The 12,397-nt window shown below is 68.3% G+C and carries 6 protein-coding genes; 5 read left to right on the top strand and 1 reads right to left on the bottom strand.

Annotated features, from left to right (window positions below):
• Window position 1: 1 nt before the first annotated feature.
• Window positions 2-907 (bottom strand): rhamnan synthesis F family protein, encoded by a 906-nt coding sequence (locus ABC319_RS19675; RefSeq protein WP_413071969.1) that lies wholly within the window; start codon window positions 905-907, stop codon window positions 2-4.
• Between the two features lie 598 nt (window positions 908-1,505).
• Between ABC319_RS19675 and ABC319_RS19680 the strand changes: the two genes are divergently transcribed.
• The 5 genes from ABC319_RS19680 (at window position 1,506) to ABC319_RS19700 (ending at window position 12,202) form a co-directional block, all read left to right on the top strand.
• Window positions 1,506-2,480, top strand: coding sequence for a tyrosine-type recombinase/integrase (locus ABC319_RS19680; protein WP_413071970.1), 975 nt, complete (start codon window positions 1,506-1,508; stop codon window positions 2,478-2,480).
• A gap of 166 nt (window positions 2,481-2,646) precedes the next feature.
• Window positions 2,647-5,655: a TonB-dependent receptor plug domain-containing protein gene (locus ABC319_RS19685; RefSeq protein ID WP_413071971.1), complete on the top strand. Its 3,009-nt coding sequence runs from the start codon at window positions 2,647-2,649 to the stop codon at window positions 5,653-5,655.
• Window positions 5,656-6,104: 449 nt separating this feature from the next.
• Complete coding sequence (locus ABC319_RS19690; RefSeq protein ID WP_413071996.1) at window positions 6,105-8,480, top strand: TonB-dependent receptor domain-containing protein; 2,376 nt, start codon at window positions 6,105-6,107, stop codon at window positions 8,478-8,480.
• Window positions 8,481-8,860: 380 nt separating this feature from the next.
• Complete coding sequence (locus ABC319_RS19695) at window positions 8,861-10,204, top strand: alkaline phosphatase family protein (RefSeq protein WP_413071972.1); 1,344 nt, start codon at window positions 8,861-8,863, stop codon at window positions 10,202-10,204.
• A gap of 150 nt (window positions 10,205-10,354) precedes the next feature.
• Window positions 10,355-12,202, top strand: coding sequence for a DUF6055 domain-containing protein (locus tag ABC319_RS19700; RefSeq protein ID WP_413071973.1), 1,848 nt, complete (start codon window positions 10,355-10,357; stop codon window positions 12,200-12,202).
• Window positions 12,203-12,397 lie beyond the last annotated feature (195 nt).

A 12,397-nucleotide genomic window follows, 5' to 3' on the forward strand; every position in this document is an offset into this window, starting at 1 on the left:
GCTATAGCGTGTCGACCGGATGGCCGAGATCGCGCAACGTGTCCAATAGCGCTTGGCGTGGATAGGCGTGCGCGTTCTTCGACAGGAGCGAACGCTTCAGGAAGGGAAAGCCGGCTCGGACAAGCGGGAGGGCGGCGAAGATGCTGGGATCGCCGCATCGCCGTGCGTCGGCATGCCACAGTGCCCCCACCGACATCGATCTGGCAGCGACGGCCGCAAACCGGCTCTCCTGCAGATACACTGCGCTACGGTAATGATCGACAGCGAAGTCGCTCGGCAGCACCGTGCGTAACGTCTGAACGGTAGCCGATGTCACTTGGCGGAGATGGAAGGCGTAGGACTGGATATGATCCTGCATCTGCGAGAAGGCGGTGAAACCGGTCAGCTCCCACCGCATCGCAGGCCATAACTCGTCCAACGATGCGAACGGCCCGAAGGTTGAATCGTTGAGGATCAGCATGTCGGCACCTGGACTGAGGCGGGCCGTTTCCCGAACAGCGAGCGCATAGGCGGAAAAGTCGAATCCTGGCAGATCCTTCCAGTAGAGAGCGTCCGCGATCCGGCGCAGCTCCTCTGGAACAGCACGGGGAGAAGGGGCCGCGCAGATAACACACAATGAAGCATCCGCCGATCGCAGCCGGTCCAATGTGAAACGGTGTGCGGCGGTCAGTTCGCCTGCGGGCAGGTAGACGAAATAGACGATCCAGCGTGGACGTGCGTTCAATGGCGTGAGGGTCAGCGAGGCCGGCGCCCGGCGAACGCGGGCGAGCATCGCCACGCGAAGCGCGGCGACTACCGCATTCGGGGGTGACGGCGCAAAGGTCCAGTCGCGCGTCAATGCGTCCAGACCGACTTCTCCAGCCGGCGGAACGCGGATGCCCAGAAGGGATTTGACGACCGCCTTCAACGTGCTGCTGCCTGCGATAATGGTGAACGAGCGCGGTAGTGCAGGACGAGCAGGTTTTAAAGGGCCGACCGAGACCTCGCCGGGGATCCGCGGAACCGATGGTCCAGGATCCGGCAGCAACAAGCATCAGGCAATTAATTTAATATGATAATGTCCTTTATCGTTCATAATTAGCGTAGCTGCAATTGGCCGCCTACGTGGATCACCGACTGAACCATCAAAGGCGACGTGCGCCACCTTTCCACGACGGTATCGTCAGTCTGCACCTGATCTGTAGATGACGAGCGGGGTGGTCGCTTTCCTCTCCTTCCACATTGGGATGACGCCGCTGGTACCGTTCTTGGTCGGGCGCGCGGGAGCGATGCGACAACCCGGAATATTCTCATCACGGTCGCAACGACCGCGATTGGCTATCATGATGCCGTCGACCCGTTCGCGGAATGCTGCTCAGAGCCATGCTGAGGCTGAGGCTGGGTGCGGGATGGCCGCAATAGTGGCTGATCAGCATGTATGAATGTAGACACATCGAAACGTAGACATGTAGGATTGCACTCGACGACACGATGCGGCATCCTCTCTCCCCGAGGAACCCCGCACCATGACCCCGCCCGCCCCCCTTCCCCCGCCAGCCCTTGGACCCGGCCTCGCCCTCCCCGCGATCGTCGCCGCGGCGGACGGCCATGCGCAGCGCCACTTCCTCGAATTCTTCGCCGCTACGATCCGCAACCCGCATACCCGTCGCGCCTATGCCCGCGGTGTCGTCGACTTCCTCGACTGGTGCGCGGCGCGCGGCGTCGTCGCGCTGGCGCAGATCCGGCCGCTCCACGTCGCCGCCTGGATCGAGGAGCTGGGCCGCACCGTCTCGGTCCCCACCGTCAAGCAGCGGCTCGCCGCGGTCCGCCACCTGTTCGACTGGCTGGTCCGCTGCCAGGTGGTGGCGCAGAACCCCGCCGTCTCGGTCCGCGGCCCCGCCTACAGCGTGCGGCGCGGCAAAACGCCGGTGCTCGACCCGCACGAGGCGCGCGCGCTGCTCGACAGTATCGACGTGTCGACATGTATAGGCCTGCGCGACCGCGCGCTGATCGCGCTGATGGTCTACAGCTTCGCACGAGTCGGCGCGGCGCTGGCGATGCGGGTCGAGGACGTCTACGTCCAGAACCGCCGCCTGTGGGTGCGCCTGCACGAAAAGGGCGGCAAGCGGCACGAGATGCCCTGCCACCACAATCTCGACGAGTATCTCCACGCCTATATCGACGGCTGCGCGCTGGCGGAGGACCGGAGGGGCCCCCTGTTCCGCACCATCGCGCGCGGCACCGGCCAGCTCAGCCGCACCCCCCTGCCCCAGGCCAATGCCTATCAGATGGTCCGCCGGCGTGGGGCAGCGGCCGGGATCGACACCGCGATCGGCAACCACAGCTTCCGCGCGACCGGCATCACCGCCTACCTGAAGAATGGCGGCACCCTCGAACGCGCCGCCACCATGGCCAACCACGCCTCGACCCGCACCACCCAGCTCTACGATCGCCGGTCGGACCATGTGACGCTGGACGAGGTCGAGCGGGTGATGATCTGACCGGCAACGGGCCGGAATAATAGCAGATATTTGAATATAAGCATAAATCGGAAGTGCGAAACTGCAACACGTCTGTAGTAAAATAGAGGTATCACCCGAAATCTGTTGTGGTGCGGTATGGTTCCCGGCCTGATCGTTGTTTCAGATGACCGGGGACAATCGACCGATGAACTCACGAATCCAGTATCGCACGGGTGTCGCACGGGGTGCGATGCTGCTCGCCCTGATGCTGACCGGCGCCGTTCAGGCGCAGACCGTACAGGCGCAGGCAGCACCGGCATCGAGCGAGGATCTGCCGCAGCCGGCCGCACCCTCCGCCCGGGCGGAGCCGGTATCGGTCGACGGCACCGACGAGATCGTCGTCACCGGATCGCGCATCCGCCGCCCGGACTTCGACACGCCAAGCCCGGTCGTCACCGTCGATGCCGCCACGTTGCGGCAGTCGGGCCAGACCAACCTGACCAACGTGCTGGTGGGTATCCCGGCACTGCAGAATTCGGAGAACTCGCTCGATAATTCCGGCAGCAGTGCCGGTGTCGGCGGTGCCGGCCTCAACCTTCTCAACCTGCGCAACCTGGGCACTGAACGGACGCTGGTGCTGATCGACGGCCGGCGCCAGGTCGCCTCGGTTCCCGGCAGCCAGGCGGTCGACATCAATACCATTCCCGCCGATCTGGTCGAGCGGATCGACGTTCTGACCGGGGGCGCATCGGCGATCTACGGCGCGGATGCGGTGACCGGCGTCGTCAATTTTGTCATGAAGCGCGATTTCGAGGGGCTCACGGCCCGCGCGCAGGCGGGCATCTCGACCCGCGGCGATGCCGGGCAGCGGCTGCTGTCGGTCACGGCGGGGCGCAACTTCGCGGACGGGCGCGGCAACGTCGCGCTGGCCTATGAATTCGGCAGCGAGAGCCGGCTGGAATCGCGCGATCGCTCCTATCTGCGCGGAACGCAGGCGGTGGGCTTCTTCGTCAATCCGGATGACCCCCGCGGGCTCGACGACGGGGTGCCGGATTATATCCCGCTGAACAACGTCCGCTATTTCGATTCCGCCCGCGCTGGCGGCATCGATGTCGATTTCGACGCGGTGCCCGACTTCATCAGCATCGGCGGGCGGGCCGTTCCCTTCGATCCCGGCCGGTTCGTGCCGACCGCGTTCCAGCAGGGCGGCAGCGGCACCCTGCTCTCCGACTATGCCAACGATCTCCAGCCCGACAACCGGCGCCACATCGTCAACGCCATGGCACGGTTCGCGTTCAGCCCGGCGGTGGAGGTGTTCGTCGAGGGCAAATATGCCAACACCCGCTCCTTCACGCTCGGCCAGCCCAGCTTCGACTTCGCGCTGCTGCTGCCGGCGGACAATCCCTATCTGCCCAGCGGCCTGCCCGTCAGCGCCGATGGCGTGCTGCTCAACCGCGACAATTTCGACATCGGCCAGCGCGGCTCGACGATCACGCGCGAGACGTTTCGCGGCGTGACGGGGCTTCGCGGGGAGCTCGGGCCGAACGCCCGGTACGAGCTGTCCTATACCTTCGGCCAGACCGATGTCACCAACCGCTACGTCAACGACCTGTTCAACGATCGCTACTTCGCGGCACTGGATACCGTGCGCCTGCCCAGCGGCCAGATCACCTGCCGCGTCAATGTCGACCCGAACTGGACGCCGGACCAGCCGTTCAACCCCAATCGCGTCTTCGCGCCCACCACCTTCCGCCCCGGCGAGTGCGTGCCCTTCAATCCCTTCGGCGAGGGGCAGGCCAGTCCGGCCGCGCTCGACTTCGTCCGCGCCGATACCACCAACCGCGCGCGCCTGCGCCAGAATGTGGTGTCGGGATCGCTGTCGGGCGATTTCGGCCAGATCTTCACGCTGCCGGGCGGCCCGGTCGGGTTTGCGCTGGGCGCCGAATACCGCAAGGAAGAGAGCCGCTTCACCCCCGATGCCCTGTCGGCACAGGGGCTGACCTTCGGCAACCGGCTGGGCGCCACCCGCGGGTCGTTCGACGTGAAGGAGGTGTTCGGCGAACTGAGTGCGCCGCTGCTGAGCGACCTGCCCTTCGCCCATCGCCTGACGGTCGGCGCCGCGCTGCGGCTGTCGGACTATTCGACGATCGGCCGCACCACCGCCTGGAAGGTCGACGGCAGCTGGGCGCCGGTCCGTGACCTGACGTTCAACGGCACCTATTCGGTGTCGGTCCGCGCACCCAATATCAGCGAACTGTTCGGCGCGTCGTCGCAGACCTTCGCGTTCATCGCCGACCCTTGCAACAACAACGAGATCCAGAACGGCACGCAGTTCCGCGCGGCCAACTGCCGCACCCTGCTCACCGGGCTCGGCGTCGCCAACCCGGCCACTTACCTCGATACCCGTTCGACCAGCCTGCCCGGCTTCCAGGGCGGGAATGCCGCCTTGCAGGAGGAGGAGGCCAAGACCTGGACGGCCGGTGCGGTGATCCAGCCGCGCTTCATCCCCGGCCTGTTGGTACGGGCGGACTGGTACGACACCCGGATCGAGGGGGCGATCAACACCGTCACCGCGCGCGAGCTGGCCGAGCTTTGCGTCGACCAGCCGACGCTCCAGAACCAGTTCTGCAGTGCGATCACCCGTACCGCGACGACGGTCGGCACGACCCGGCCCGGCAACATCACCAGCTTCCTGGTGACGCCGCAGAACGTCGCACGCTTCAGCACCGCGGGGCTCGACGTCAATATCAGCTACCAGTTGCGGACCGCGTCGGCGGGCGATTTCGCGCTCCGCGTCGTCGGCAACTACCTCGACAAGCTGGAATTCATCGGTTCTCCGGGTGCCGACATCACCAACCGCCGCCAGGAGAACGCCTTTCGCGCACCGAAATTCCAGGTCAGTCCGTCGCTCACCTGGTCGCTCGATGGCGTCAGCCTGGGCTACAGCCTGTTGTGGATGGACAAGACGCTGCGCAACTCCAACCAGATCAACGACAACAACCCCGACCGGACGGCGCCGGAGTACAAGTTCATCAAGCCGCTCGCGCTCCATAATCTGAATTTCAGCATCCAGGCGAACGAGCGCTTCCAGTTTTTCGGGGGCGTCACCAACGTGTTCGATCAGAAGCCGGATCTGGGCAACCAGAACTATTTCCAGCAGCTGGTCGGCCGCTACGTCTTCGCCGGCGCACGGATAACCCTGCCGCGCTTCTGACCCGCGGTTTCGGCTATGTCCACTCGTCGACGTGTAGACATATCTACATATGGACGAGTGGATACGGGCACTGCCATCCTGCCACGGCCGGCATGGATGGCAGCAGGCCTCCGCCTTTTCGGTGCGGCTCGCGCATGAGCCACGCTGCTGCGATGGCCGGCTCGTCGCTATCGGCCTCGCACCGGTAGCGATGTAGGCAAATATACATATCTACATGTCGACACACGTCCCGTGTCCCCCGCGCATCACCCCGTGCATCGTCACCGAACCGTCGCACGATCGTCGCGCCAGCGTAACCATCGGCGACCACGGGCACCGCTGACGGGACGGCGAGACCACGCCGCCCGATGGGGACCATATCGATGATCGTACGCAACCGGCTGATGCTCGGCGTCGCCGCCTCCGCCCTCTTCGTGGCCGCGCTCGCCGTACCCGCCGCGGCGCAGGAGATGCGCAACCTCGCCGCGCCCGCCTTCCCCGATGCGGCCCCCGCCGACGCCCCCACGGAAGCCGCCCCCCTCGACGCGCCCGCCGACGCCCCTGCCCCGGCCGACGCCGACAGCGAGATCGTCGTCCTCGGCTTCGGCCAGACGCGCCAGGTGCAGACGGTCACCGCGGCCGATCTGGAGCGGCTCACCCCCGGCACCTCGCCGCTGAAGGCGATCGCCAAGCTGCCCGGCGTCAATTTCCAGTCGGCCGACGCGTTCGGCGCCTATGAATGGTCGACCCGCATCTCGCTTCGCGGGTTCAACCAGAACCAGCTCGGCTTCACCCTCGACGGGGTGCCGCTCGGCGACATGAGCTACGGCAACGTCAACGGCCTCCACATCAGCCGCGCCGCCATCTCCGAAAACCTCGCCGCCACCACCGTCGCGCAAGGGGCGGGCGCGCTCGGCACCGCGTCGACCAGCAATCTGGGCGGCACCATCCAGTTCACCAGCCGCGCGCCGTCCGACGCGTTCGACCTCGTCGGCTCGGGCACCTGGGGCAGCAACGACACGGTGCGCGCCTTCGTCCGCGCCGACAGCGGCGACATCGGGGGCGGGCTGAAGGGCTATGTCAGCTACGGCTTCCTTACGACCGACAAGTGGAAGGGCTTCGGCGTCCAGCGCCAGCATCAGGTCAACGCCAAGCTGGTGAAGGATCTGGGCGACCGCGGCAGCATCACCGGCTTCGTCAATTTCTCCGACCGGCGCGAGAACGACTATCAGGATCTCAGCCTCGACATCATCTCCCGCCGGGGCCTCACCGCCGACAATATCTCGAACGACTATCCGCTCGCGCTGCGCATCGGCAAGATCTACCAGAACAACGCCGCGATCGCCGCGTACCAGGCCGCCAACAACGGCTCGACCGGCGGGTTCACCCCGCCCTGGGCCGGGGTCGGCTATACCTATCCGGCCGGGTTCGGCAGCGTCGACGACGCCTATTACGACGCGGCCGGGGTGCGGCGCGACTGGCTGGGCGGCGTCACCTTCGACGCAAGGCTGACCGACGCGCTGTCGCTGGTCTCGACCGCCTATTACCACAAGAACAAGGGCCAGGGGTCGTGGATCACCCCCTATGCCGCGACCCCGGCGGGCGCCCCCGACGGCAATGGCGGCGCGATCGGGGCGGCCTCCCCCCTCTCCTTCCGCACCACCGAATATGCGATCGAGCGCGCCGGCAACCTGACCCGCCTCGCGCTCCAGACCGGTGCCAACCGGCTGGAACTGGGCGGCTGGTACGAGAGCAACACCTTCCGCCAGGCGCGCCGCTTCTACGGCATGACCGACACCGCCACGCCCAACCGCAACGCGCGCGATTTCCAGTCCGACCCCTTCTTCACCCAGTGGGACGGCAAGTACGACACCGAGACGGTGCAGTACCACGTCGCCGACACGCTCGACCTCGGCCGGCTGACGCTCAGCGGCGGGTGGAAGGGGATGAAGGTCACCAACCGCGCCAACCTCCTCACCGGCTCGCTGGTCGCCGGCGCGATCGAGGCGCGCGACTGGTTCCTGCCGCAGGCGGGGCTCGTCTTCCGGCTGGGCGACGGCTTCCTGGGCGGGGGGGCGGAGGTCTTCGCCAGCTATACCGAGAATATGCGCGCCTTCGTCTCCTCGGCGACGACCGGGCCGTTCGCCACGACGCAGGCCGGGTTCAACGGCATCCGCAGCACGCTGAAGCCCGAGACGTCGAAGACCGCGGAGGGCGGCGTGCGCGTCCGCACCGGCGGGCTGCAGCTGTCGGCGGTCGGCTATTACGTCGATTTCGCCAACCGCCTGCTCAGCTTCTCGAACGGCGCCGGCATCATCGGCAACCCGCCGACGCTGAACAATGCCGGCGACGTCGAGAGCTATGGCGCGGAGGTGGCGGCCAGCTGGCGCGTGTTCCGCCCGCTGACGCTGTTCGCCAGCTATTCGTACAACAAGGCGACCTACCAGGACGACGTCGTCAATGCGGCCGGCACCGTCCTGTCGCCGACCGCGGGGCGCACCGTGGTCGATACGCCGCGGCACATGGCGAAGGGCGAGGTGGTCTATGACGACGGCCGCTTCTTCGCCCGCGCGGGCGGCGACTATATGTCGCGGCGCTACTTCAACTATCTGAACGACCGCTCGGTCGGCGACCGGCTGCTGGTCGATGCCAGCATCGGCTATCGCCTGACCGGGGTCGGCGGGGTGCTGGAAGGGCTGGCGATCGAGGGTAGCGTCACCAACCTGACCGACCGCGACTATATCTCGACGATCGGCACCAACGGCTACACCGCGAGCGGCGACAACCAGACCCTGCTCGCCGGCGCCCCGCGCCAGTGGTTCGTCACGCTGCGCCGGGGGTTCTGAGCGTCGCACGGAATGTGACGCGAGGAAGGAGGGGGATCGCGCTGAGAGGCGGAGAAGGGGGGTTCACGCGGAGACGCGGAGGCGCGGAGAATGTCGTGCCCCGCCGCGCCAGCGGCCCTCCATCGCCGGCCGGTAACGGGGAAGGTGCGCTGCCGCGCACGGGACTCCTCCGCGTCTCCGCGTCTCCGCGCGATCCCCCCTTCTTCGCGTCCCCCGCGTCTTCGCCCTGAGAACCCCCGCAACGCCCACGTCAGGAACCCGCAGCGATGGCGACCACAATGAATCCGCACCCCCTCCCCACCCGTCACCCCGGCCTCGAGCCGGGGTCCCGCTTTTCCTGCCCGCCCGGAGAAGAAGCGGGATCCCGGCTCGAGGCCGGGATGACGGGACTGGCAAGGACCGCAAAGGCAGCCGGGCTCACCCTCGCCGCCTTCGTCGCGACCGCCACCGCGGCCCCCGCCGCCCCCGTCCTCCTCATCTCGCTCGACGGCCTCCGCCCCGCCGACGTCGCGCAGGCGAAGGAGCGGGGGCTGAATCTCCCCAACCTCACCGCGCTCTCCGCGGCGGGTGCGCATGCGCAAGGGGTGGTGGGCGTCCTCCCCACCCTCACCTATCCCAGCCACACCACGCTCATCACCGGCACCTCCCCGGCGAAGCACGGCATCGCCAACAATCTCACCTTCGATCCCGCGCAGAAGAACCAAACCGGCTGGTACTGGTACGCGCAGGACATCCGCGTGCCGACGCTGTGGCAGGCGGCGCACGCGGCCGGGCTGTCGACCGGCAACGTCCACTGGCCGGTGTCGGTCGGCGCGGCCGGGATCGATGCCAACCTGCCGCAGATCTGGCGCACCGGCACCGACGAAGACCGCAAGCTCCTCGCCGCGCTCGCCACCCCCGGGCTGGTCGCGCGGCTGGAACAGCGGGTCGGCGCCCGCTATCCGCAGGGGATCGACGAAAGCGTCGCCGGCGACGCCGCGCGCGTGCCGTTCGTCAAGGCGATGTTGACGGACAAGACACAGTTGACGACCGTCTACATGGCCGGGATCGACCATGCCGAGCACGCCGACGGCCCCGGCTCGCCCGGCGCGAAGGCCGCGATCGAGGCGACCGACGCGCTGGTCGGCGACCTCGTCCGCACCGCCCGCGCGGCGATGCCCGACATCACGATCGTGCTGGTGTCTGACCATGGCTTCCGGCCGGTTTCCACCGATATCAACCTCTTCCGCCCGTTCATCGAGGCCGGGCTCATCACCCTCGACGCCGGCGGGCAGGTGACCGGGTGGCAGGCGATGCCGTGGCTGGCGGGCGGCACCGCCGCGGTCCGCCTCGCCCGGCCCGACGATCCGGCGCTGGTCGCCAGGGTACGGGAATTGCTCGCGAAAATGGCGGCGAACCGCGAATATCGCATCAACGGCATCCTCGATCGCACCGCGATCGCGCGGGCCGGAGGCACGGGCGAGGCGAGCTTCTTCGTCGCCTTCGAACCCGGCGCGCAGACCGGCCGCGACCCCGCCGCACCGATCGCCTCGCCGGCCAAGTACAAGGGAATGCACGGCTATCTGCCGTCCGATCCGGCGATGCGCTCGACCCTGATCGTCGCCGGCCCCGGTATCCCCGCCGGTCGCGACCTGGGTGTCGTCGACATGCGCGCGATCGCCCCCGCCATCGCCCGCCGGCTGGGCGCCGCGCTCCCCGATGCGGAGGCGCCACCGGCGTTCTGACCGGTCGACCTATCGACATGTAGACAGGTCGACCCGTAGATCGACCTGCATGTCCATAAACGGTTCCGGTGAGTGCTGTACCTGCCCGCGCCGTTCACGGATCCGCCGTTCCTTCCCGCCTACGACGTGCCGGATGGTGAAGGAGCCGGCATGCGCATGACATCGTTCTACAAGGCCGCGCTGCTGCTGCTGCCGGCGCTGCTGGCCGGGTGCGGCGATGGCGGCAGCGACGATGGCGGCGCGGCGCCCCCGGTCGGGAACGTCCCCACCACCACCCCGTCACCCACGCCCCCGTCTCCGCCCGTGACCGAGGCCGAGGCGACACCGCTCGGCTGCCGCAGCCGCTCGTCCGCCACGCCCTGGGGCCGTGCCGAGTTGCGCCGCTGGACGCCGCGCGCGACGGGGGAGGGGGCCTTCCCGCTCGAGGCGCCCGGCACCGCCTCAGGCGCGCCCTTCGCGGCGCGCCTCGTCCATGCGTATGGCGAGGATTATGGCGAGGCCCGGCAGACCGTGATCCTCGAGCTGGAGGATGGCTGCCGGCGCCAGTTCCGCGCCGAATCCTTCACCGATGCCGACCGGACGGTGATCAATGCCGCACAGGCGGCCCACCCCGCCGCGGCCGACCCGGCCGCCTACCGGCTCGTCTATCGCGACGGCCTGTCCTCGGCCGATCTGGTGCGCAGCGGCCGGCTGAACGCCTACCAGACGCAGCATTTCGCGATCTGGTACGGCCCGAACACCGCCGGCAGCTTCTATCGCGAGATCGCCCGCCAGAACCGCCCGATCGATCAGGTCGTCCGCGAGACCGGCGAGTGGCTGGAGCGGGCGTGGCTGATCGCCCGCGACGTGCTGGGCGCGCCGATGCCGTTCGCGGACGCGGCCGACCGGCAGAAGCTCGACATTTTCCTGTGCGGCACCGGCCGTCCCGCGCCCGGCACCGACGATCTGGGCGATTGCGGCGCCAGCGCGGCCGAGACGATGGGCATCTCCGCCTGGGGCGTCGCCCGGGGCTCGAACGTGCTCGCCCACGAATTCGGCCACATGATCCAGTTCTACTCGGGCGGCTTCCGCGACAAGGGCGATGCCGGCATGATCTGGGAAACCGGGGCGGAATGGACCGCCTTCGCGATCAATCCCGCCTTCAATCCGTCCGCGGCGGATTATCTGAACCAGCTGGAAAACGGCTTCCTGTTCTCGCCCGCACGCTACGGCGCGACGCCGATCATGACCCATCTGTTCGAGCAGGACGCGACCCGCCCGTTCGTCTTCGGCACCTGGCTGCGCAACCGCCGCGACGCGGGCGGCGCCACGCAGGAGGATTTCCTGCCCGCCTTCGTGCGGCTGGCGCAGGAGGCGGGGGTGTACCCGAACGGCTTCGCCTCGTTCGCCGACGATGCCGGCTGGTACGGCGCCCGGCTGGCGGCGATGGACTTCCGGAACCAGCGCGCCATGCTCGACCAGCTGCGCGCGACCCGCACGACCAGCTGGCTGCCGCATTTCTACACGCCGCTCGCCGCCAGCGGCAGCGACGGGCAGAGCTTCGCGCCCCCGGCCGAGCGGCCGCTGCTGCAATGGGGCACGCATCTGGTGCCGCTTACCCCCTCGGCCGGGACGGTGCGGGTGACGCTGACGGGCGGCACGACCGCCAACCGGGCCGCGTGGCGCTTCACCCTCGTCGCGGTCGATACCGACGGGCGCGCGACCTATGCGCCGCTCGCCGCGGTCGTCGGCCAGGCCAGCGCCACCGCGTCGCTCGCCCCGCCGGCGGGCACCGCGCTGTACCTCGCCGTCACCGCGACCCCCTATGCGTACGAGACACTGGGCTGGCAGCCCGATGGCGAGCCGGTCCGCGGCACCCGCTTCCCCTATACCGTCCGGATCGAGGGCGCCGCCCCGCGCACCGGATCGGCACAGGCCTGCGACCCCATGACCCAGCCGGGCGCGCGGACGACGAACTACACGCTCTCCGGCAACCGCGAGGGCGGGCGTCCCTGCTGACGCGAAGGGGGCGGCACGAATGGCTGCCGGACGACCATCCCGGCGAAGGCCGGGGCCCAGTCGGGTAACGGTCGCGATCGATCGCGACCGACGTTCCACCTGGGCCCCGGCCTCCGCCGGGGTGGAAAGGATGTCGCAACGATCCGCTTCGGGCAGCAGGGCGGTGGAGCACGGCCGCTGCCGACGTGACGACAT

Origin of the sequence: Sphingomonas phoenicis (assembly GCF_047238005.1) — a bacterium.
GTDB lineage: Bacteria > Pseudomonadota > Alphaproteobacteria > Sphingomonadales > Sphingomonadaceae > Sphingomonas.

Excerpts from the sequence above, each read along its gene's own strand:
- ABC319_RS19680 (WP_413071970.1), top strand. The coding sequence starts at position 1,506 with ATGACCCCGCCCGCCCCCCTTCCCCCGCCAGCCCTTGGACCCGGCCTC.
- ABC319_RS19685 (WP_413071971.1), top strand. The coding sequence starts at position 2,647 with ATGAACTCACGAATCCAGTATCGCACGGGTGTCGCACGGGGTGCGATG.
- ABC319_RS19690 (WP_413071996.1), top strand. The coding sequence starts at position 6,105 with ATGCGCAACCTCGCCGCGCCCGCCTTCCCCGATGCGGCCCCCGCCGAC.
- ABC319_RS19695 (WP_413071972.1), top strand. The coding sequence starts at position 8,861 with ATGACGGGACTGGCAAGGACCGCAAAGGCAGCCGGGCTCACCCTCGCC.
- ABC319_RS19700 (WP_413071973.1), top strand. The coding sequence starts at position 10,355 with ATGCGCATGACATCGTTCTACAAGGCCGCGCTGCTGCTGCTGCCGGCG.